18 protein-coding genes are annotated in these 20,972 nt (G+C 65.3%); 9 read left to right on the top strand and 9 right to left on the bottom strand.

The annotated features are described in order from the left end of the window. The first annotated feature begins 70 nt into the window (after positions 1-70). Genes CLU87_RS14235 through CLU87_RS14225 form a run of 3 tightly spaced genes read left to right on the top strand, consistent with a single transcriptional unit; the run spans position 71 to position 8,686 of the window. Positions 71-2,617, top strand: coding sequence for a bifunctional diguanylate cyclase/phosphodiesterase (locus CLU87_RS14235; protein WP_233193789.1), 2,547 nt, complete (start codon positions 71-73; stop codon positions 2,615-2,617). A 45-nt stretch (positions 2,618-2,662) separates the two neighbouring features. After that, positions 2,663-7,531, top strand: coding sequence for a PAS domain S-box protein (locus CLU87_RS14230; protein WP_099730861.1), 4,869 nt, complete (start codon positions 2,663-2,665; stop codon positions 7,529-7,531). Between the two features lie 24 nt (positions 7,532-7,555). Then, on the top strand, positions 7,556-8,686 hold the full coding sequence (locus CLU87_RS14225) for a two-component system response regulator (protein ID WP_099730860.1): 1,131 nt from the start codon (positions 7,556-7,558) through the stop codon (positions 8,684-8,686). Positions 8,687-8,891: 205 nt separating this feature from the next. Here CLU87_RS14225 and CLU87_RS14220 read toward each other — a convergent pair whose 3' ends face one another. Beyond that, positions 8,892-9,848, bottom strand: a complete 957-nt coding sequence (locus tag CLU87_RS14220; protein WP_099730859.1) for an inositol monophosphatase family protein — start codon at positions 9,846-9,848, stop codon at positions 8,892-8,894. Positions 9,849-10,023: 175 nt separating this feature from the next. Here CLU87_RS14220 and CLU87_RS14215 point away from each other — a divergent pair, with 175 nt between their 5' ends. Both CLU87_RS14215 and cysE read left to right on the top strand, forming a co-directional pair. Further along, positions 10,024-10,836: an RNA methyltransferase gene (locus tag CLU87_RS14215; protein ID WP_099730858.1), complete on the top strand. Its 813-nt coding sequence runs from the start codon at positions 10,024-10,026 to the stop codon at positions 10,834-10,836. A gap of 36 nt (positions 10,837-10,872) precedes the next feature. Then, on the top strand, positions 10,873-11,655 hold the full coding sequence (gene cysE / locus CLU87_RS14210; RefSeq protein ID WP_099730857.1) for a serine O-acetyltransferase: 783 nt from the start codon (positions 10,873-10,875) through the stop codon (positions 11,653-11,655). Between the two features lie 32 nt (positions 11,656-11,687). On the opposite strand, the gene CLU87_RS23530 is transcribed toward cysE, so the two are convergent. From CLU87_RS23530 to yjgA, 4 genes are all read right to left on the bottom strand, one after another. Beyond that, positions 11,688-12,095 carry a hypothetical protein gene (locus CLU87_RS23530; protein WP_233193788.1) on the bottom strand — a complete coding sequence of 136 codons (408 nt, stop codon included), beginning with the start codon at positions 12,093-12,095 and terminating at the stop codon, positions 11,688-11,690. A 56-nt stretch (positions 12,096-12,151) separates the two neighbouring features. Continuing rightward, on the bottom strand, positions 12,152-12,745 hold the full coding sequence (locus tag CLU87_RS23525) for a hypothetical protein (RefSeq protein WP_233193787.1): 594 nt from the start codon (positions 12,743-12,745) through the stop codon (positions 12,152-12,154). Between the two features lie 61 nt (positions 12,746-12,806). Next, complete coding sequence (mog, locus tag CLU87_RS14200; protein WP_099730856.1) at positions 12,807-13,406, bottom strand: molybdopterin adenylyltransferase; 600 nt, start codon at positions 13,404-13,406, stop codon at positions 12,807-12,809. Further along, the gene (gene yjgA, locus CLU87_RS14195) at positions 13,399-14,070 is read right to left on the bottom strand and encodes a ribosome biogenesis factor YjgA (RefSeq protein ID WP_099730855.1); all 672 of its coding nucleotides are present in this window, start codon (positions 14,068-14,070) and stop codon (positions 13,399-13,401) included. Before yjgA ends, mog begins: the two co-directional genes overlap by 8 nt. Positions 14,071-14,134: 64 nt before the next feature. Between yjgA and pmbA the strand changes: the two genes are divergently transcribed. Then, positions 14,135-15,577 carry a metalloprotease PmbA gene (gene pmbA, locus CLU87_RS14190; protein WP_099730854.1) on the top strand — a complete coding sequence of 481 codons (1,443 nt, stop codon included), beginning with the start codon at positions 14,135-14,137 and terminating at the stop codon, positions 15,575-15,577. A 115-nt stretch (positions 15,578-15,692) separates the two neighbouring features. On the opposite strand, the gene CLU87_RS14185 is transcribed toward pmbA, so the two are convergent. Next, the gene (locus CLU87_RS14185; RefSeq protein ID WP_056058204.1) at positions 15,693-16,454 is read right to left on the bottom strand and encodes an NAD(P)-dependent oxidoreductase; all 762 of its coding nucleotides are present in this window, start codon (positions 16,452-16,454) and stop codon (positions 15,693-15,695) included. A 237-nt stretch (positions 16,455-16,691) separates the two neighbouring features. Here CLU87_RS14185 and CLU87_RS14180 point away from each other — a divergent pair, with 237 nt between their 5' ends. Genes CLU87_RS14180 through CLU87_RS14170 form a run of 3 tightly spaced genes read left to right on the top strand, consistent with a single transcriptional unit; the run spans position 16,692 to position 17,901 of the window. After that, entirely contained in the window at positions 16,692-17,222 is a 531-nt protein-coding gene (locus tag CLU87_RS14180) for a helix-turn-helix domain-containing protein (RefSeq protein ID WP_099730853.1), read from the top strand. Then, positions 17,222-17,647 (top strand): VOC family protein, encoded by a 426-nt coding sequence (locus CLU87_RS14175; protein ID WP_099730852.1) that lies wholly within the window; start codon positions 17,222-17,224, stop codon positions 17,645-17,647. Before CLU87_RS14180 ends, CLU87_RS14175 begins: the two co-directional genes overlap by 1 nt. Beyond that, entirely contained in the window at positions 17,644-17,901 is a 258-nt protein-coding gene (locus CLU87_RS14170) for a hypothetical protein (protein ID WP_099730851.1), read from the top strand. Before CLU87_RS14175 ends, CLU87_RS14170 begins: the two co-directional genes overlap by 4 nt. A gap of 22 nt (positions 17,902-17,923) precedes the next feature. Here CLU87_RS14170 and CLU87_RS14165 read toward each other — a convergent pair whose 3' ends face one another. The 3 genes from CLU87_RS14165 to CLU87_RS14155 form a co-directional block, all read right to left on the bottom strand. Beyond that, the gene (locus CLU87_RS14165) at positions 17,924-18,820 is read right to left on the bottom strand and encodes a LysR family transcriptional regulator (protein WP_099730850.1); all 897 of its coding nucleotides are present in this window, start codon (positions 18,818-18,820) and stop codon (positions 17,924-17,926) included. Between the two features lie 471 nt (positions 18,821-19,291). Beyond that, positions 19,292-19,705, bottom strand: coding sequence for a hypothetical protein (locus tag CLU87_RS14160; protein WP_099730849.1), 414 nt, complete (start codon positions 19,703-19,705; stop codon positions 19,292-19,294). Between the two features lie 136 nt (positions 19,706-19,841). Next, entirely contained in the window at positions 19,842-20,945 is a 1,104-nt protein-coding gene (locus CLU87_RS14155) for a tartrate dehydrogenase (protein WP_099730848.1), read from the bottom strand. Positions 20,946-20,972: the final 27 nt, after the last annotated feature.

Genomic DNA, 20,972 nt, shown 5'->3' with positions numbered 1-20,972 from the left:
CCCTGAACGGAGCCACCCTCCGTCGAGAGTTGGTGTTTCAACCCCAGGATTCAGAGGCTTCAGAGCGACCGTGATTTCGTCCGAACTGTTGACCGACCTCCTCGCCCCTACCGGGGAAGGCCTCATCGAGCCCATGGCGCAGGCGCGCCTTCAAGCGCTGGTGGACGCGGTGCCGGTGGCGCTCATGGAGTTTCGTCTGCAAGACGGCCGCCTGCTGCTGCTGGCCGCCAACGCGGCGGCACGGCGCATGCCAGGGCTGGGAGCGGTACGGCATCCGGGCGTGGATGCGTCGGAGGTGTTTGACCTGCTGGCCAACACGCCGCTGCTGGACCAGTTGCTCGGCGTGGTGCGCGTGGGGGCTCCGCTGGAGTGCCGCCAGGTGGTGCGCGAGCCAGGTCGGCTGTTGCTGGCCTGGGACTTGTCGGCCCGCCGCGTGACCAATGACTGCATCGTGGTCACGGTGCGCGATGCCTCTGAAGCCGAAAATCTGCGGGTATCACTGGCCGCATCCGAGCGTGCGCTGGAAGAAGTGCGGCGCGAGTTGCGCGAGCAGACCGACGTGTTCAACACCATGGAGAGCCTGGCGCGCACTGGCCATTGGCGGCGCATTGAAGACCCGGGCGAAACGGTGCTGCTCTGGTCGCCAGGGCTGTGCAACATCGCCGGGTTTGAGCAGCAGGAATGGGTGGACCCCGAGCGCGCGGTCAGTGGCATCCTGCCGGAAGACCGGCACGTGTTCGACAAGATCCGAGAACGGGGATCTGGCCTGGATGTGGAGTACCGCTGGCGACGACCAGATGGCGAGGTGCGCTGGATGCGTTCGCGGGTTCAACGCACGCTGCCGCGCGATGGCGTGCAGGTCGTCATGGGGGTGGTGCAGGATGTGACGGACGAGCACCGCGCTGCGGAGCAATTGCGCGAACAACTCTTGTTCATTCAGCGCATTGCCAGCCGCATCCCCGGCTTCATCTACGAATACCGGCTGCATACCGATGGTGGCACCAGCGTGCAGTACATCAGCGATGCCGTGCGCGAGTTCATGGGTGTGGAGCCGCACGAGGTCACGGCCAACCATGGCGTGCTTATGCACCGCGTGGTGCCTGAAGACCTGCCATTGGTTCAGCGCTCGGCCATGATGTCGGTGCGCAAGCTGGTGCCTTGGCAGTGTGAGTATCGCGTGCGCATGCCGGACGGCAGCGTGCGTTGGCACATGACCAATGCCATTCCGCACCGCGAATCCGATGGCTCGGTGGTGTCGCATGGGTTCACCATGGATATCACCGATCGCAAGCTGGCCGAACAGGAGATCGAACGCCTGGCGTTCTACGACGCGCTTACGGGTCTGCCCAACCGCCGCCTGCTGCTGGACCGCCTGCAACGCTCCATCGCCGCCTGCCAGCGCACCAGGAACCTCGGGGCCCTGCTGTTCATCGACCTCGATAACTTCAAAGACCTCAACGACACCCTGGGCCACGACATGGGCGACCAGCTCCTGGCCCAGGTTGCTGCCCGCCTGGTGGGCAGCGTGCGCGAAGCCGACACTGTCGCCCGCTTCGGCGGAGACGAATTCGTCGTCATGCTCGAAGCCCTGGCCCCCGACCTGCAAAACGCCGCCACCCAGGCAGAAACCGTCGCCGAAAAACTCCTGGCCAGCCTGAACCAGCCCTTTGACCTGGACGGCGCCCAGCACTACAGCACCCCCAGCATCGGCATCACCCTCTTTGGCGACGAACGCCTCACCGTGGACGAACTCCTCAAGCGCGCCGACCTGGCCATGTACCAGGCCAAAGCCGCAGGACGCAACACCCAGCGCTTCTTCGACCCCGACATGCAGGCAGCCGTCAACGCCCGCTCCAACCTCGAAGCCGACCTGCGCCAGGGCCTGGCCCGGGGCGAATTGCTCGTGCACTACCAGCCCGTCGTGGACCACCACGCCCGCCTGCTGGGCGCAGAAGCCCTGGTGCGCTGGCGCCACCCCCAGCGCGGCATGATCAGCCCCGGCGACTTCATCCCCCTGGCAGAACAGACCGGCCTCATCCTCCCCCTGGGCCAATACGTGCTCCAGACCGCCTGCGAACAACTGCAGCGCTGGAGCCAGCACCCGGACACCGCCCACCTGTCCATCTCCGTCAACGTCAGCGCCCGCCAATTCCGGCAACCTGGCTTCGTGGCCGAAGTGCTGCAAACCTTGAAGAACCACAACGCAGACCCCCGGCAACTCAAGCTCGAACTCACCGAAAGCCTGCTGCTGGGCGACATCGAAGACACCATCGCGCGCATGGTGCAGCTCAAGAGCGAAGGCGTGGGGTTTGCGCTCGATGACTTCGGCACCGGCTACTCGTCCCTGTCCTACCTCAAGCGCCTGCCGCTGGACCAAGTGAAGATCGACCAGAGCTTCGTGCGGGACGTGCTGACGGACCCGAACGACGCGGCGATCGTGCGGACGATCCTGGCGCTGGCCAAGAGCCTGGATTTGGAGGTGGTGGCGGAGGGGGTGGAGACGACGGGGCAGCTGTCGTTCCTGAGGCTGCACGGGTGCGAGGGGTTCCAGGGGTATCTGTTTGGAAGGCCTGGGCCGGCGGAGGCTATCGATGCATTGCTGTATCCCGATGGTTGACGGTACGTCTGCGGTGTGGCTGGCCTGCGTGGCAAGGGCGTAGGCATGTGGTTTGACAAGCTTGTGGACCGTAACGCCCCCGGCATCCGTGGCCTGCTGGTGGTGGTGGCCCTGGCATTGATCGGCGCAGTGCTGGTGGTGCAGGGTGCACAGCACTGGCGAGCGGGCGAGCGGGCGACCGAGCGTTCACGCGTGTTGCACCAGACGGCAGATGCCCTGCAAGCCCAGACCACTGGCGGCTCCATGCTCGGGGCGGTATCGCTGATGGGCCTGAGCGAGCCTTTGCTCAAGGACATGGCGCTGGGCCGTTTGCCCCCTGACCACCCCGAGGCACTGTCCCGCCTGGCCGTGGCGCGCGGGCGCTTTCTGGTGCAAGGCGTGTACGTAATGTCTGCCGATGGCACCGTGGTAGCGCACGAGACGCCTGGCGAACGATCCACGGGCTTGAACCTTGCATTCCGCCCGTACTTCCAGCAGGCCATCCAGGGCGCCAACAGTGTGTATGCCGCCATTGGCAGCAATACCCAGGAGCGTGGGCTGTACTACGCAGCGCCACTCTATGAAAGCGACACGCCATCGAGCAACATCATCGGTGTGGTGATGTTCAAGGTGGGTTTTGAGCCGGTGGACCTGCTGCTCAAGCGCGCGGGCCTGCCCATGGTGCTGCTATCGCCGCAGGGCGTGGCGTTTGCCGCCACGCGCCCCGAATGGCAGTTCGCGGTAGCGCCGCCGCTCACGCAGGCGCGTATCGATGCCATCCGCGCCACACGCCAGTTCGGCCGGCATTTCGACAATGGCGTGGCTTCAGCGTTGCCCTTTGCGGCCGATACCGGAGATGTCCAGATCAACGGCGTGACCTACGCTGTCGAACGCCGGGCCATTGACTGGCACGACCCGGGGGGCGAGTGGCAGCTGGTGGCGCTGGACGATATCAGCGCCTTGATGTCGTCGACGCAGCGCGCGCGCATTGGGGCGGTGGCCTTTGTGCTGCTGTGCCTGCTGGGCCTGCTGCTGCTGGACTTGCTGCGCAGTCGTGCCCGGGTGGCCAGTGCACTGGAGCGATTCAGGGTGCTGGGTACGGCGCTGGAGAGCAGCCCGGTGTCCGTGGTCATCACCGATGGCGACGGCCGTATCGACTGGGTCAACCCCCAGTACGAGCGCAACACGGGCTATTCGCTGGACGAGGTGCGTGGCAAAAAGCCATCGCTGGTGGCCAGCGGACAGACGCCCGCACAGACCTACCAGCTGATGTGGTCCGCGCTGCTGTCGGGCAAGTCCTGGCAGGGCCAGTTCGTCAACCGGCGCAAGGACGGGAGCATCTACCACGACGAGGCCACGCTATCGCCAGTGTTTGATGGGCGGGGCAAGCGCATCGGCATCGTGGGCCTGCACGAGGACGTGTCCGAACGCATCCAGGCGCAAAAGGAGCTGGAGCGTCGCGAACGCCTGCTCAACGAACTGCTGGAACAGCAAACCGCCATCTTCGACAACGCACCGCCCATCGTGATGGTGTGCGACGGACAGTTCCGCCAGTTCAACCCGGCATTTGTGGATCTCATGGGCGGCACCGCATCACAGCTGCTGGGTCTGGGGGTGTCGGTGCTGTTTGGCGGGACGGGCCATGCCGACTTGTTCACTGCCCGCGTCACGCCGGCACTGGCCTCGGGCCAGGCCTTGCGCGAGACCGCTACCCTGTGCAGGCTGGATGGCAGCCAGTTCGAGGCGCGCCTGGCGGGCCGCAGCGTCAAGATGGACGACTTTGGCACTGCCTCGATCTGGGTCATTGAAGATGTCAGCGAGCAGCGGCGTGCCGAGCGCGTGATCCAGCAGGCCCAAGAACGCCTGGAGCTGGCGCAGGAAGCGGGCAAGATCGGGGTGTTCGACCTGAACCTGGTCACCGGCGAGATCCTCTGGTCGGACAAGCTGGCCCAGATGATGGGCCTGCCCCCTGGAACCCAGCCTGACGGGCGCGACTTCTGGCTCAACTGCCTGCACCCGGAAGACCGCGACCAGGCAAGCGCTTATTTCGACAGTTGCCTTGCAGGCACCGAGGACTACCTGCGCGACTCCTGGCGCATCGTGCGCCCCGATGGCGAGGTGCGCTGGTTTCTGGAGGCCGCGCGCATTTTCCGCAACGCCCAGGGCCAGCCGGTGCGGGTGGTGGGCGTCAATGTGGACATCCACGACCAGAAGCTCCTGGAGGAGCAGGTGGCCGGGCAGCTCGATTTCCAGCAGGCGTTGATCGACGCCATCCCTGTGCCCCTTTTCTACAAGGGCGCGGACGGGCGCTACATCGGCGTGAACCGCGCTTATGAGCACGCCTTTGGCGTTTCGCGCGAGGCGCTCATCGGCAAGACAGTGATGGATCTGGACTATCTGCCGCAGGAAACCCGCACGCGCTTCGAGCAGGACGCGATAAAGGCCATGGAGGGCGAGCGCAAGGTGCACCGCGAGGTCGATTTGCCTTATGCCGACGGCGAGCTGCACCACACGCTGTTCTGGCTGCATGGCTTTGCACGCCCCGATGGCACACCCGGCGGCACCATTGGCACGTTCGTGGACATCACCGACCGCCAGCGTGCTGAACAGGAGTTGCGCCGTGCCAAGGAGTTGGCTGAGGAGTCCACCGCGCTCAAGTCCAACTTCCTGGCCAACATGAGCCACGAGATCCGCACGCCCATGAACGCGATCATCGGCATGTCGCACCTGGCACTCAAGTCGGGCCTGAGTCCACGCCAGCACGATTACGTGAGCAAGATCCAGCAGGCAGGCCAGCACCTGCTGGGGGTCATCAACGACATACTGGACTTCTCCAAGATCGAGGCGGGCAAGCTGGTGGTGGAGCGTCAGCCGTTTCTGCTCGACCGCATGCTGGAGAGCGTGTCCGATGTGGTGGGCTACAAGGCCGGTGCCAAGGGCCTGGAGCTGGTCTGCGACGTGGCCAGCGATGTGCCCCCTAACCTCGTGGGCGATGCGCTGCGCCTGGGCCAGATCCTCATCAACTACGCCAACAACGCCATCAAGTTCACCGAATCCGGAGAGATCAGCATTGCCGTGCGCTTGCTGGAGGAGATGGGCAACCAGGTCCGGCTGCGTTTCGAGGTGCGCGACACCGGCATCGGGCTCACGGACGAGCAGATGGGGCGCCTGTTCCAGAGCTTCCAGCAAGCCGACACCTCGACCACGCGCCGTTATGGTGGCACGGGCCTGGGGCTGGCGATCTGCAAGAGCCTGGCAGAGCTGATGGGCGGAGAGGTGGGCGTGGAGAGCCGTTTCGGCAAGGGCTCCACCTTCTGGGTGTCGGTGCCGCTGGAGCGTGGGGCAGCGGCGCGTGTGCTGCTACCTCCGCCCGACCTGCGGGGCACCCGGGTGCTGGTGGTGGACGACAACCATACCGCAGCCACGGTGCTGTCCGACATGCTGCAGGCGATGGGCTTTGTGGTGGAGCAGGCGCATTCGGGCCTGGAGGCGCTGGACCGGCTGCGCGAGTCCATGGCACAGCACCAGCCGTTTGGCCTGTTGCTGCTGGACTGGCACATGCCAGGCATGGACGGCGTGGAGCTGGCGGGCCACATTCGCAGCCTGGGCATGCCCAAGGTGCCGCAGATGCTGATGGTCACGGCCTACGGGCGCGAAGACGTGATGCGGGCCGCGCGTGCGCAGGGCATCGAAACCGTGCTCATCAAGCCGGTGAATGCCTCGCTGCTGTTCGACACCCTGATGCAGCCGCTGGAGGCATCGGGCACGGAGGGGCGCCGTGCGGCCACTCCCGCTCCCGCTGCTGACGAGCTGCCGCTGGACATCCGGGGCGCCAGCGTGCTGCTGGTCGAGGACAACGAACTCAACCAGATGGTGGCCATGGAGCTGCTGCTGGACGCGGGCTTCGCCGTCGACGTGGCCGAGAACGGGCAGATCGCCATCGACCACATCGAGCGCAAGCACTACGACGCCGTGCTGATGGACATGCAGATGCCCATCATGGATGGCGAGACGGCCACACGACTGCTGCGCGGCAACCCGCGCTACGCGCAGTTGCCCATCATCGCCATGACGGCCAACGCCATGGAGGCGGACCGCCAGCGCTGCTTTGCGGCGGGCATGAACGACCATGTTGCCAAGCCCATCGAACCTGCGGCCCTGTGGGCCGCGCTGGCACGCTGGATCCGCCCCCGCCAGGGTCTCGGTGCGGCGGTTGTGCCCGCTCGCAGCAGTGCGGCTCCAGTGGCCGCGCCGGTAGCGGCCTCCAGTGCAGCGGCCGCAGGGTGGCTGCCGGTGGATGTCCCTGATCTGCCGGGGCTGGACACCCAACTGGGCCTGCAGCGCGCGCTGGGCAAGACAGGGCTGTACGCCGAGATGCTGCGCCGCTTTGTGCAAGGGCAGGCTCCGGTGTTGCCAGAGCTGCAGCGTGCGCTCGCGGTGCACGATGTTGCACTGGCCGAGCGCCTGGCCCACACGCTGCGGTCGGTGGCAGCCAACATTGGCGCGCAGGCCGTGTCGGACCGCGCACAGGCGCTGGAGCACGCGCTGCGCTTTCGCCATGGCAACGAGGCCATCGTGCCGCTGCTGGCCGAGCTGCGGGCTGCGCTGCAGCCCCTGCTGCACGGGCTGCAGGACTGGGTGCTGCAGGCCGTGCAGGCGGGCACGACACCTGAGTCAGGTTTGGCGCCCAATGCGAGGGCGCCGGGGGCCGGCATGACGCCCGCCGAGGCAGGGCAGCACTTGCGCCGCCTGCTGGAGCAGGACGATCCTGCAGCCACTGAATTTTTCCAACACAATGGTGTGGTGCTCAAAGCGGCGCTGGGCAGCGCCTTCCAGGTCGTTGAAAAGCACACCCTGAATTTCGATTTCGAGCAGGCGCTGGAAGCCCTGGCTGCGGTGCCGGGCTCTGAATCCCCGGCCCTCGAAACCCCCTGAACGGCATTCACGCAGGACATTTGCATGGACAACGCGCCTTTTGCCTCCAGCCCGACGACCTTGGTTGACAAGCCGATTGCCACCGTGCTCGTGGTGGACGACACGCCCGAGAACCTCACGCTCATGGGCAGTCTGCTGCGGGAGCACTATGTGGTGAAGGTGGCCAACCATGGGGAGAAGGCCCTCAAAATTGCCCAGTCGGCCACGCCGCCCGATCTGATCCTGCTGGACATCATGATGCCCGAGGTGGATGGCTACGAGGTCTGTCGTCGCCTCAAGGAGGCGCCTGCCACCCGCGACATCCCGGTGATCTTCCTGACGGCGCGTTCCGACACCGACGACGAGCGCATGGGACTGGCCCTGGGTGCTGTGGACTACATCACCAAACCCATCAGTCCGCCGATACTGCTCGCGCGCGTCAACACGCACCTGGCGCTCAAGGCCACGGCCGATTTTCTGCGCGACAAAAGCGCCTACCTGGAACGGGAGGTCGCCATGCGCACGCTGGAGGTGCAGGCCATCCAGGACGTGACCATCATGGCCATGACCTCCCTGGCCGAAACGCGCGACAACGAGACGGGCAATCACATCCGCCGCACCCAGTTGTATGTGAAGACCCTGGCCGAACGCCTGCGCCACCACCCGCGTTTTGAGCATGTGCTGAACGACCGCATGATCGAGCTGCTGTACAAGTCGGCCCCGTTGCACGACATCGGCAAGATCGGCATCCCCGACAGCATTCTGCTCAAGCCCGGCAAGCTCACGGTGGAGGAGTTCGAGGTGATGAAGACCCACACCACGCTGGGCCGCAATGCCATTGACGAGGCCGAGCGGCGCCTGGGCATGCGCGTGGCCTTTTTGAGCGTGTCCAAGGAGATCGCCTACAGCCACCAGGAGAAGTGGGACGGCTCTGGCTACCCGCAGGGCCTGGCGGGCGACACCATCCCGGTGTCGGCGCGCCTGATGGCGGTGGCCGACGTGTACGACGCGCTCATCAGCAAACGCGTGTACAAGCCTGCGTTTTCGCACGACCAGGCCTGTAACACCATCGTGCGGGGCAAGGGCACGCACTTTGACCCCGACATGGTGGACGCGTTTGTGGACATTGCAGAAGACTTCCGCAGCATCGCGCAGAAGTATCCAGACCCGGTGTAGGGAGGCATCCCCCTTAGTCGCTTCGCGCCTTCCCCCTTCTCTCGAATTGCTGCGCAATTCGGGAAGGGGGACGCAGCCAGTGCGGCGGGGCGGCCCTTGCACGGCTACTCTGGTAACGAGCGCGCCTACTGCGCGGTCCTGCTACCAGATATTTTCAGCGGTCATCGTGTGCTGGCTTGACGGTGAGGCGCGGTAGTTGAGATGTTCAGAACGGCGCGTCTTCACCCTTGGCTGAGTCGGCCTGGAGCGCCGCCGATTCGGCTGCGTCCGCAGCGCCTTCTGTCTCTGGAATGTTGTTGGCTTCGGGCGTGTCGGGAGTCGCCGCCTGGCGCACGGCCGCCTTGTCGCCAGCACTCGCAAACTTGCTGTACTTGCCCAGGATGGGCACCAGCTGGCCGTAGATGCGGGGGTTGCCTGCCAAGCATTCCCGCTGCTCCAGAAATTCAGCCTCGCCCGTGAAGTTGCCCACCAGGCCGCCGGCCTCGGTCACCAGCAGCGAGCCCGCTGCCACGTCCCAGATCGACAGACCCGTTTCAAAGAAGCCGTCGGTGAAGCCCGCAGCCACGTAGGCCAGGTCCAACGCAGCGGCGCCGGGGCGGCGCAGGCCGGCGGTGCGCTGCATCACGTCGGCCATCATGTTCAGGTAGCTCTTGAAGTTGTCGCCCGGGCGGAAGGGGAAGCCGGTGGAGATCAGGCAGTCCTTGAGCTGGGCGCGCTTGGAGACGCGGATGCGGCGCTCGTTCAGGTAGGCGCCGCGGCCCTTGGTGGCGGTGAACAGGTCGTTGCGGGTGGGGTCGTACACGACGGCCTGCTCGACCTTGCCCTTGACGGCCAGCGCGATACTCACGCAGTACACGGGAAAGCCGTGGATGAAGTTGGTGGTGCCGTCCAGCGGGTCGATGATCCAGACAAATTCTGAATCCTTGGCGCCGTATTCCTTGCCCGACTCTTCAGCCAGGATGCCGTGGCCGGGGTAGGCCGTCAGCAGCGTCTCGATGATGATCTTTTCGGAGGCGTGATCCACCTCAGTCACAAAGTCGTTGATCTGCTTTTGCGAGATCCGCACTGATTCCACGTCCAGGGCCGCGCGGTTGATGATGGCGCCGGCGGCGCGTGCGGCCTTGATGGCCACGTTGAGCATGGGGTGCAGATTGGACGACATAAATTGTGGTGGTTGGCAGCGCGCGGCCAAGATGGCGCGGGCGTCTGCGTACAGGATGAGCGGGGAGGTCCGACCCGTCCCGGCGATGCGGGCGGCGACAATAGAGGGCGGAATTTTACCCGCAGTGCCCTTTTTTGCCTAACCGGCCGCTTTCCCCCCCTCGCTCCGCCTGTCCATGAAGACCCGTTTTGTCCTGATTAACACCAGCCACGCCGGCAATGTGGGCGCCGCCGCCCGTGCCATGAAAACCATGGGGTTTGACGACCTGGTGCTGGTCGCTCCCCGCTGGGCTAACGTGCTCAGGCGCGAGGAAACCATCCAGCGCGCCAGCGGCGCCATCGATGTACTGAACAACGCACGCATCGTCGCCACGCTGGACGAGGCGCTCGACGGTATCAGCCACATGTGCGCCACGGCCATGACCCCACGCGATTTTGGCCCCCCCACAGCAGCGCCGCGTGCGCACTTTGAAGGGCTATTAAAAAGTGAGCTACTCAGGCATGAAGTACTAGCGCTAGAGGCCAAAAGCCCTCAAAACGCAGGCGACGACACCGCTGCAGACCCGAGTGCGGCCCCGCAGGCCGGTGTGGCCTTTCTCTTTGGCTCGGAGCGGTTTGGCATGACCAACGAGGATGTGTACCGCTGCCACGTGGCGCTGTCGATTCCCACCAACCCCGGCTTCGGCTCGCTCAACCTGGGGGCGGCCATCCAGGTGATCGCCTACGAGTGGCGCCAGGCGCTGGGCGGCTTTGCGGTGCAGGACGCCACACCGCCGCGTGCGTTGGCCGACGCTGCCCAGGTGGCGGGCATGCTGGGCCATTGGGAGCAGGCGCTCACATCCATCGGTTTCCTGGACCCGGCCGCGCCCAAGAAGCTCATGCCCCGCCTTAACCAGCTTTTCAACCGCGCGCAGCTCAGCCCCGAGGAAATCCACATCTTGAGAGGTGTCGCCAAAGCCATGATCGAGACGGCGCAGGCGAAACGATAGACTGTGCGGCCCATTTACAAATAACCATAACAACCAATGCTCGCCCGCTTGCGCTCCGATATCCAGTGCATCCTCGACCGCGATCCTGCCGCGCGCAGCACGTGGGAGGTGATCACCTGTTATCCAGGCCTGCACGCGATCTGGCTGCACCGCCCCGCGTACTGGTGCTGGCACCACGGCCTGAAGTGGCTGGGGCGCTTCATCTCGCACTTTGCGCGCTGGTTCACCGGCATCGAGATCCATCCCGGCGCCAAGATCGGGGAGCGTGTGTTCTTCGACCACGCCATGGGCGTGGTGGTGGGCGAAACCGCCGAGATCGGCGATGGCTGCACCATCTACCAGGGCGTGACCCTGGGCGGTACCTCGCTCTACAAGGGCACCAAGCGCCACCCCACGCTGGGCAAAGATGTGGTGGTGAGTGCAGGCGCCAAGGTGCTGGGCGGCTTTGAAGTGGGCGACGGCGCCAAGATCGGCTCCAATGCCGTGGTCATCAAACCCGTGCCCGCTGGCGCCACGGCCGTGGGCATCCCGGCACGCATCATCCCGTCCAAGGAAGGCCAGAGCGCCGACGTGACCGAGCCCCAGCCATCGCGCAAATTCACCGCCTACGGCATCACGCAGGAGGATGATCCGCTCTCGCAGGCCATGCGTGGGTTGATCGACAACGCCTCGTCACAAGAGCACCAGATCGCGCTCTTGTGGCAGGCGATCGAAAAGCTCTCGGCCGCCAACCTGCAGGCCAAGGACTGCGTGCCCTGTGACGCGGCGATCAAGGAGCAGTTCGAGGCGGGCAAGCTCAACGAGCTGGTGGGCAAGTAGGCTTCCTGCCGTTGCGTGGGGGCACTGCGGGCTCAGTGCTTGCCAGGCTTGCTGCTCTTCTTTTCGTAGAAAGCCACGATGGGCGGATCAAACTTTGCGTGGTCCAGTTGCCACAGCCCCAGCGGTCCGTGCATCAGCGGAATGCGGTGTTCGCTGCCATCGGGCCATTGCTCCCAATAGTCCCGCATGCGCGGAAACTTCAGTGGCGGCAGGCCGTGCGTGGTGTCGATGGGCTCCAGCCGATAGGTGCCCGACAGGCGGTATGCGTGGTCTTCTGACACTGAGCCTGCCAGCATTTGGTCTACCCGCTTGAGCACGGGCAGGGCAGCCCCGGCCGATACGGTGCCCAGCATCAAGGCCAGCGCCATCGATTCGCGCGAGGGGATGCGCCCTGCAGCGAAGAACCGGTAGCACAGTGCCACCAACGTTGCGATGCCCACCGACGCCACCAGCCAGGTCAGGGGCGAGCGCAGGATGCTGAAGAGCTGCGCATCCGTCAGCGCTCGTAGCCGGAGAACACAAAGCTGTCGAGCAGCGCAAACAGCATCAGGCCCAGGAACAGCACCGTCGCGCCCAGGCTGCGAGGGTTCTTCTCCAGTGCGAAATCGTGTGTGTTCTCTTCGTCCAGCGGATAGTCGGGAAACGCCGAGCGGAAGATGTCGCACAAGGCCTCGCGCGACGGCCCGGCGCTCCAGCCGGTATCGGCGGTGAACAGCACCTGGCCTTTGGGGGTGTCCAGCCGAGCCCAGTGGATGTTGCCCGTCTTGATGGATTGGTTGCCCAGCCACTCGACCTTCAGCCCCGATTTGGGCACCAACGACTCGAAAGCCTTGCCCGTCTTGGCCCAATGCCCCCGGATGCGGAATGCTTCTCCATCGTCGATCAGCACGCCCTTGGCTTCGAAAGCCATAAGCCGCATCCAGCGTCCAAAAAATGCGGGGCGGGCCAGGTTGATGCGCCAGTAGTGCCGACCCTTGAGGTCTTTTACCAGCGCATCCTGGCGCTGTTTCATGGCGCGTATGCGCACATACATCCACAAGGGCAGGGCGACTACCAGCAGATGGGGGAGGGCGAAGGCAAGGTACTTCATCGTCTGTGTGATGGGCGATGGGGAGCTTCCGCCCGTGGGCCAGCGCTGGCCCGCAGGCGGTTCAGGCGGTCTTGGCCCGGACAGCGTTCTTGGGCCGGAACGCCTTGCAGACCTCATCCCGCGTTTCCAGGTACGGCCCACCGATCAGGTCCACACAGTAAGGCACGGCGGCGAAGATGCCCGGCACGATCTGCTGGCCGTTGGCGTCTTTCAGCCCCTCCAGCGTCTCGGCAATCGCCTTCGGCTGACCAGGCAGATTAATGATCAGGCTCTGGTCTCGGATCACAGCGACCTGGCGCGAGAGGATGGCGGTGGGCACGAACTTCAGGCTGATCTGGCGCATCTGCTCGCCAAAGCCCGGCATCTCCTTGTGCGCCACGGCCAGCGTGGCCTCGGGCGTTACGTCGCGCAGCGCAGGGCCGGTGCCGCCAGTCGTCAACACTAGGCTGCAGCCCGCGTTGACCAGTTCGATCAGCGTGGCGCTGATGCCGGCCTGCTCGTCGGGGATCAGGCGCGACTCGAAGGTGATGGGGTTGTGCAGCGCACGCGTCAGCCAGTCCTGCAAGGCAGGCAGGCCCTTGTCTTCATAGACGCCGCTGCTGGCGCGGTCGCTGATGGAGACGATGCCGATCTTGACGGCGTCGTGGACGGCTTCACTCATCGTCGTTGTCCTCGTCGGTGTCGCTGGCATCTGCCGTGCCGGTGCCGCCCAAGTGCTCGCGCACCAGCTGGAACAGCTCGCGGTATGCCCGGCCCTTGCGGGGCGCCAGGCCTTGCGAGACCTGGACGTTGGCCTCTTTGCCCGCAGGCTGCGCATCCTTGCGGGCCTGGCGGATCAGAGCGCGCAGCTGCTGGGTGTCGGTGTCGGGATGCTCGGCCATCCAGGGGGCGAGTGCATCGTCGTCGGCAATCAGGCGGTCGCGCCATTGCTCGGCCAGATGCAGCTGCAGCTTTTCGGTGGCAGAGCCCTTGTGCTGTTCTTCCAGCGCCTGGCGGGCGGCTTGTACCAGCTCGGGTTCGAGCTTGCGCATGAGCTTGCCCACATACTGCATCTGGCGGCGCTTGCCTTCAAAGTTGGTGATGCGCTTGGCCTCGGCCAGCGCCTCCACCAGTTTGTCGGGCAGGCCCACGGCGTCGAACAGGTCGGCGCGCAGGTTCAAAAGCTCCTTGCCCAGGTCCTGCAGTTCGTCGCTCTCGCGCTTGAGATCGGTGCGGCTGGCATCGGGCGTGCCTTTGAGTTCGGCCTTGAGCTGAATGTCCAGTTCGCTGCCTTCGGCAACAAACTGGCCTCGCACAAAGTAGCCTTTTTTGGGTTTGCGTGACATGGGGTGGGGGCAAAGAGAGGCGGGCGCAGGGTGCGCCGCAGTGGCAAGTATCATAGCTGCCGCTATGAACAAACCCTCCAAACGCGCCCCGCGCACCCCCGGCGCGCTGGCTGCTGTGCCCGCAGCTGCCACCTCCCGCACCCCTGACAGCGGCTTCAGCTACAGCCGCCCGTTTTTTGAAGACCTGGTGGACCGCGCCCTGGCCCATGCCAAAAAGCTCGGTGCGACCGACGCGGGCGCCGAGGCGTCCGAGGGCTGTGGCCTGTCGGTCAGCGTGCGCAAGGGTGAGCTGGAGAACGTGGAGCGTAACCGTGACAAGTCTCTGGGCGTGACGGTCTACATCGGCCACCGCCGAGGCAACGCCAGCACGTCGGACTTTTCTACCAAGGCCATCGAGCAGACCGTGCAAGCGGCCTATGACATCGCCCGTTTCACGGCCGAAGACCCTGTGGCTGGCCTGCCCGACGCCGACGATATCGCGCCCCAGGAGACGCACCGCGACCTGCAACTCTTCCACCCCTGGGCCATCACCAGCGAAGAAGCCGCAGAGATGGCCAAGGCCTGCGATGCCGCGGCTTTCAAGACGCATCGCCGCATCACCAACAGTGAAGGTGCTGGCGTGTCGGCCCAGCAAAGCCATTTCTTCAGCGCTCACACACGCGGCTTTCGCGGTGGCTATGCCAGCTCGCGCCACAGTTTCTCGGTGGCCCCCATCGCCTCGTTGCCCGGCAAGAACGCCGAAATGCAGCGCGACGCCTGGTACAGCTCGATGCGCAACGCAGCCGACCTGGCCTCGCCCGAGGCCGTGGGCCGCTACGCCGCGCAGCGTGCGCTGAGCCGCCTGGGCAGCCGCAAGATCCCTACCACGCAATGCCCCGTGCTGTTTGAATCGACCCTGGCCGCTGGCCTGCTGGGCGGTTTTGTGCAGGCCATCAGTGGCGGCTCGCTGTACCGCAAGAGCAGCTTCTTGCTCGACTCGCTGGGCAAGATGGTCTTTCCCAAGCACATCGACATCCTGGAAGACCCGTTCATCCTGGGTGGCAAGGGCAGCTCGCCGTTTGACGAAGAAGGCGTGCGCGTGGCGCCGCGCAAGGTGGTGCAGGGTGGTCGCGTGCAGGGCTACTTCCTGTCGAGCTACTCGGCCCGCAAGCTGGGCATGAAGACCACGGGCAACGCCGGAGGCTCGCACAACCTGGTGATGACATCGCGCCTCACGCAAGCCAGCGACAACCTGGACGCCATGCTGCAAAAGCTGGGCACGGGCCTGTTTGTGGTGGAGCTGATGGGCCAGGGCGTGAACTACGTCACCGGCGACTATTCGCGCGGCGCGAGCGGCTTCTGGGTCGAGAACGGCAAGATCGTCTACCCCGTGCACGAGATCACCATTGCAGGCAACCTCAAGGACATGCTCAAGGGCATCGAGGCCGTGGGTGCCGATGCCTACAACTATGGTGCCAAGACGGTGGGTTCGATCCTGGTCAACCGCATGAAGGTGGCGGGCAGCTGATGTTCGCGTCCGCAGCAGGCGGATACCGCCAGTGGCTGTTGTGATGCGGGTTTTCTGCAACTCTCCCGCCCCAGGCCCTCGTGACTGCGAGGGCCTTTTTTCATGGAGGATTTCGTCAGGTGGCACTGCGGGGCTTGGCCGCCCAGGTGTCTTTCTTCCCGCGCATGCCCACGGGCAGCGCGAGCCCGACGCGGTGCCGGGACATCGCATCCCGGGGCTCAAGATGGGCCAGCATCAGAGAAGCTGCGTCGGCATAGGGAACGATCATCTGCGGCACCTTCGACGCGAACAGCAGCAGCATCAATGGGCTGGGTAGCCTGCCCGCAAAGGCTGGCACGGAGACCGGCAGCTGGTCCGCGGCGATGCGCAGCCGGGCGATCCCCAGCGCGGGTTGGTCGACCATCGGTCCCGGGCACAGCAGGCGCCAATCGAGGGACGAGGTGTTCAGGCGCTCAAAGTTCTTCTTGTGCGGCCAATAGGTGTCGCGCACCTTGGGCAGTTCAACACCCCGGCGGCCTGTCTGGCCGATGTCGAGCACCGCAGCGCCCCCTAGAAACCAGCAGGTTGGCCGCTCTGCGGGTGCCAGGGACTCCACGCTGGAAACAATGCGGTCCACGAGGTCGACAAACGCGCGACCTTCGGTGACGAGTCCCGCACAGTTGATCAACGCCTCGTGGCCCCGGATGATGTCTGCCAAGGCGCTGATTGCCACGGACCCCAGGTCCACCTGGTGCACCGTGATGCGTGATCGCAGGTCCTGGGGCAGCCGGGCAGGGTTGCGCACTAGCACTGACACCTGGTGGCCCGCCGCAACAGCTTGCTGCAGTACGTGGCGGCCGAGGGAGCCCGTGGCTCCCAGGATGAGAAGACGCTTCATGATGATTCGCGAGAGGATTGAGGAAAGGTCTGCCGATGGCCGGGTGGTCATCGACGGGCGATGCCGCGATGATTCCATGCCATCGTCTCTGCAGCACTAATGGCGGGTGAGGTCCATCGCGAAGACGGTGACTTTGTTCACGGTGCTTGTCTTCGCTTGTGGTGCCTCGCAAGACTTGCCTGCCTCTGTGCCGGCGGTGCAGGAGTGCCGCCAGACAGGCGATATGCTGCACCCACCATGCCTTCCGTGCCCCCGACGACCCCAGCCAAAGGCGAAGCCTCCCACCCGATTGCGCCCCAGGACCCGGCGCTTCTGCGCCGTCTGCTGCGCGCCAAGGACCGCATGGACGCTGCGTCGCACGAAGCCTGGCCGGTGCAGCGGCTGGCCGAGGTCAGCGGCGTCTCCGACGCGCATTTCGCACGATCCTTCCGGCAGGCGTTTGGCATCCCGCCCCACCGCTACCTGCTGACCCGCCGCATCGAACAGGCCACCACGCTGCTGCGCGACACGGACTTGCCCATCACCGAGATTGCGTTTGCCACCGGCTGGGAGAGCCTGGGCACCTTCGGCCGCACCTTTCGCGACATCACGGGGCAGAGCCCCAGTGCGGTGCGCCTTCAGGCCCAGGCCCGCTTGGAGCCACTGGACAAGGTGCCGGCCTGCGTATTGAAAGCCGCACAACGCCCTGACCTCACCACCGCAGTTTCGGAGAAGCGCCGCCGCCTGGCGGAAGGTACAAACCCGTCATCAACAACCAAGGAGATCTGATGACGAAGAACCAAGGCATTGGTGTGGTGGGCGTGTATGTGGACGATCAGGACGAAGCGCTCGAGTTCTATGTGGGCAAGCTCGGGTTTCAGGTGCACACGGATGTGCGCAATGGCCCCTACCGCTGGCTGACGGTGCAGCACCCCGATCAGCCGGGCTTCCAGCTCGGCCTGTTCAGGCCTGGCCCACCGATCCATGATGAAGCCACAGCGCAAACTTTGCGCGCGATGGTGGCCAAAGGAGCCATGCCTGCGCTGGTGCTCCATGTGGCGGACTGCCGCGCCGACTATGCCCGGCTGCGCGACCTGGGTGTGGAGTTCACACAGGAGCCCGTGGACCGGTACGGCAACGTGGACGCGGGCTTTCGGGACCCGGCGGGCAACGGCTGGAAGATGATCCAGCTAGCCGCTGGAGGTGTGCAATGAGCGCCGGTGTGGAAATTCGGCGGTTCCATCGCTGGGTGTCGATGGCGTTCACGTTGGCCGTCATCGCCAATTTTGTGGCTCGCGCCCAGGGTGCAGGCAACCCGCCGGACTGGGTCACGTACGCCCCCCTGCCGCCGCTGGCACTGCTGCTGTTGACGGGGTTGTACCTGTTCGTGCAACCCTACCTGCAGCGGCTTGCTGTCCGGTCTTCTGTTCGGCCTGCCCCGGGCGCCCAGGGCTTGCCGCCCGCGTGACGGCACGCGGTGTGTCCCGCCATCACTCTGCGAAATCTGCAAAGTCCGCCAGCAACTCCAGCACGCCCTCCACGGCGGGCGAGGGCGGTGGCTGGTGGCGGTGCGCCACGGCCATGGGGCGCATGAGCGGCGGTTGCAGCGGGCGGATTTGGACATCGGGCGTGCCCTGCAGGTCCTCCACCTCCTCCATCGGTAGCAGTGCGGCGCATTGGCTGGCCACGGCCAGGCTTTTGAGGGCGCCAGGGTAGCTCAGGGCCAGAAAGGGGCGTGGGTGATGGCCTGCCTGACCAAACCAGTTGGCAATCAGCCCATGCATCTGCGTGGCGGGCGCAAACGATGCCCAGCGTCGGCTGGCCAGCCAGTCGGGGCCGACGCGGTCTGGCGCGTCCCACGCGGCGGGCAGCAGGGCCACCATGGGGTCGTTGCGCCAGGGGGTCTGGCGCACCTCTGCCAGCGGCGGCTGGGGGCTGGCGACGATGGCAATGTCCAGCGTACCGGCCTTGAGCCGCTGCATTGACTCGGCCGAGCCCACGGCCTCCAGGCGGATTTCAACCCCGGGGCTGCGTGCCGCCAGCGCCTCCAGCATGCGTGGCAGCAGCCGGGTGCTGACACCCGCCGACACTCCCACCCGCACCATGCCTTCGCGGCCCGATGCGTGGCGCCGCACGCGCTCCACCAGGTCATCGCTGGCCAGCAACAGCTGGCGGCCTTCGCGCACCAGCACCTCGCCAGCGGGGGTGAGGTCGGCCTGCCGCCGCCCGCGCACCACCAGCTCGGCGCCCAGGCGCGATTCCAGTTCCTTGATGTGCATGCTCACCGTGGGCGGCGCGAGGTGCAACGCCTGCGCGGCGGCCGCAAAGGTGCCCAGGTCGGCGATGGCGATCAGGGTTTGCAACTGGTCGAGATTGAGGTTACGCATCAGCTTTTATGAAGTGAATCGTCATTGAATTCAACTTTACAGATGGCAAGCCCGGCGAGAGCATTGCGGGGCCATGAAACACCCGCATCCCCACACCACTGCCCCCAGAGCCGTCTCTGCTTCAAACCTTGTGGGCCGCCAGCGACCGTTGCGAACCGTTGCCATAGTCGTGTTTCTGCATGCGCTGCGTTGGGCCGTGGCGGGCGCGCGCAACGCCAGGGATCGGTGGGCTGCCGCTGCGGCGCGCGCCGAGCGGGGCGTCACCGAGCAGTTCAGGGTGCCCCCAGGTGGGGGGTGAGAGCCATATTTGAATGAAATTGGGGTGTAGCGCAGGTAATTCATGCGCTGGTAGCTATCATTTCAGGAGTGAAGGCTCGTTGCTGGTCAGCCGGCAGTCGCCTTCGCCTCAGTCCGCCCCCGCAGTGTCATGGGCAAAACGGGGCATCCGACGTGTGTGGGGCCTGAAGGTGGTTACTTGCGCTGGTTGAAATGGCTCTCGACTTCGGCGGTATGGCCGGCATAGCTCTTGGAGATGGGCCAGGTGCTGCACAGGCTGGTGCGCAGCCGTTGGCCTGATTGGAAGGCGAACACCATGTGCTCTGACCCCTTGGCGAACCGCACGCCGCAACTTCCCTGGTCGCCCCGAGTGTGCACCGTGATGGCTGGGGCCTGATCGCCTTTGTAGATGGTCGTGGGCCTGAAAAGGGCTCGGTACTCGTTTTTGTTCGCAGGGTCGACGATCTCTTCTGTCACAACCCCTTTGAACACGACCGTGGCCTGTGGAGCATTTGCTTCCGCCGAGGCGAGCTTGCAGCTGCATGCATAGGTATTGCCGGCCAGCCAGGCCATGGCGGTGGCGCAAAAGATGGTGGGGATGGGCTTCATGGGGGCATTGCTCAGAGGATGGAGTGGGGCTGCTATCGATTCGGCAGTACCGGTGTTGCAGCCGTGCTGGGGCAGTTCAATGCTGGTGACGGGAGCTCGTTGCCAACAGTGATGCGTTCGTGACGCCGGGCACCTATCAGGCGGCAGCAACGTGCTCCGCGATGGCTTGTCCCACTTGCGTTGTGCTGGCGCTTCCTCCCAGGTCCGGCGTGCGCGGCCCGCTCTTGATCACCTCTTCGATGGCCGCCACGATGGCATCATGTGCCAACCTGCCCGCGCCCTGGCCGTGGGTGAGGAAGTCCAGCATCAGCGCTCCCGACCAGATCATCGCAATCGGGTTGGCGATGTTTTGGCCGTAGATGTCGGGCGCGGAGCCGTGCACGGGCTCGAACAGGCTGGGGAACGTGCGCTCGGGGTTCAGGTTGGCCGAAGGGGCCAGGCCAATGGTGCCGGTGGTGGCCGGGCCCAGGTCGCTGAGGATGTCGCCAAACAGGTTGGTGGCAGCCACCACGTCAAAGCGCCCAGGCTGCAGCACAAAGCGGGCGGTGAGGATGTCGATGTGCTGCTTATCCAGCGTGACCTCGGGGTAGGCCTGGGCCACGTCGTCGGCACGCTGGTCCCACCAGGGCATGCTGATGGCGATACCGTTGCTTTTGGTGGCCAGGGTGACGTGCTTTTTGGGGCGGCTTTGCGCCAGGTCGAACGCGAACTTCAGCAGGCGGTGGGCGCCGTGGCGGGAGTAGACGGATTCCTGGATCACGATCTCGCGGTCAGTGCCCTCGTACATGATGCCGCCCAGTGACGTGTACTCCCCCTCGGTGTTCTCGCGCACCACGCAGTAGTCGATGTCACCGGGTTGGCGGCCCGCCAGGGGGCAGGGTACGCCTTCGAACAGGCGCACGGGGCGCAGGTTGATGTACTGGTCGAACTCGCGGCGAAACTTGAGCAGCGAACCCCATAGCGACACATGGTCCGGCACGGTGGCGGGCCAGCCCACGGCACCGAAGAAGATCGCGTCCATGCCCGACAGCTGCGCCTTCCAGTCGTCGGGCATCATTTTTCCGTGGGCGGCGTAGTAGTCGCAGCTGGCCCAGTTGATGGCAGTGGTTTCGAGCGCAATGCCAAAACGCGCTGCGGCGGCTTGCACCACGCGCAGGCCTTCTGGCAGCACTTCCTTGCCAATGCCGTCTCCGGCGATGAGGGCGATGCGGTAGGTTTTGGGGGCAGTGGAGGGGGTCATCAAGCGGTCCTTGCAATGGCTTCGAGG

It is taken from the genome of Acidovorax sp. 59 (assembly GCF_002754175.1).
Lineage (GTDB): Bacteria > Pseudomonadota > Gammaproteobacteria > Burkholderiales > Burkholderiaceae_C > Acidovorax > Acidovorax delafieldii.
The sequence above is the reverse complement of the archived record's forward strand: the minus strand, read 5'-3'. Positions and strand labels throughout refer to the sequence as shown.

What these genes read in the sequence shown, in the direction of transcription:
- CLU87_RS14230 (WP_099730861.1), top strand. Translation starts at nt 2,663, where the DNA reads ATGTGGTTTGACAAGCTTGTGGACCGTAACGCCCCCGGCATCCGTGGC.
- CLU87_RS14225 (WP_099730860.1), top strand. Translation starts at nt 7,556, where the DNA reads ATGGACAACGCGCCTTTTGCCTCCAGCCCGACGACCTTGGTTGACAAG.
- CLU87_RS14220 (WP_099730859.1), bottom strand. Translation starts at nt 9,848, where the DNA reads ATGTCGTCCAATCTGCACCCCATGCTCAACGTGGCCATCAAGGCCGCA.
- CLU87_RS14215 (WP_099730858.1), top strand. Translation starts at nt 10,024, where the DNA reads ATGAAGACCCGTTTTGTCCTGATTAACACCAGCCACGCCGGCAATGTG.
- cysE (WP_099730857.1), top strand. Translation starts at nt 10,873, where the DNA reads ATGCTCGCCCGCTTGCGCTCCGATATCCAGTGCATCCTCGACCGCGAT.
- CLU87_RS23525 (WP_233193787.1), bottom strand. Translation starts at nt 12,745, where the DNA reads ATGAAGTACCTTGCCTTCGCCCTCCCCCATCTGCTGGTAGTCGCCCTG.
- mog (WP_099730856.1), bottom strand. Translation starts at nt 13,406, where the DNA reads ATGAGTGAAGCCGTCCACGACGCCGTCAAGATCGGCATCGTCTCCATC.
- yjgA (WP_099730855.1), bottom strand. Translation starts at nt 14,070, where the DNA reads ATGTCACGCAAACCCAAAAAAGGCTACTTTGTGCGAGGCCAGTTTGTT.
- pmbA (WP_099730854.1), top strand. Translation starts at nt 14,135, where the DNA reads ATGAACAAACCCTCCAAACGCGCCCCGCGCACCCCCGGCGCGCTGGCT.
- CLU87_RS14185 (WP_056058204.1), bottom strand. Translation starts at nt 16,454, where the DNA reads ATGAAGCGTCTTCTCATCCTGGGAGCCACGGGCTCCCTCGGCCGCCAC.
- CLU87_RS14180 (WP_099730853.1), top strand. Translation starts at nt 16,692, where the DNA reads ATGCCTTCCGTGCCCCCGACGACCCCAGCCAAAGGCGAAGCCTCCCAC.
- CLU87_RS14175 (WP_099730852.1), top strand. Translation starts at nt 17,222, where the DNA reads ATGACGAAGAACCAAGGCATTGGTGTGGTGGGCGTGTATGTGGACGAT.
- CLU87_RS14170 (WP_099730851.1), top strand. Translation starts at nt 17,644, where the DNA reads ATGAGCGCCGGTGTGGAAATTCGGCGGTTCCATCGCTGGGTGTCGATG.
- CLU87_RS14165 (WP_099730850.1), bottom strand. Translation starts at nt 18,820, where the DNA reads ATGCGTAACCTCAATCTCGACCAGTTGCAAACCCTGATCGCCATCGCC.
- CLU87_RS14160 (WP_099730849.1), bottom strand. Translation starts at nt 19,705, where the DNA reads ATGAAGCCCATCCCCACCATCTTTTGCGCCACCGCCATGGCCTGGCTG.
- CLU87_RS14155 (WP_099730848.1), bottom strand. Translation starts at nt 20,945, where the DNA reads ATGACCCCCTCCACTGCCCCCAAAACCTACCGCATCGCCCTCATCGCC.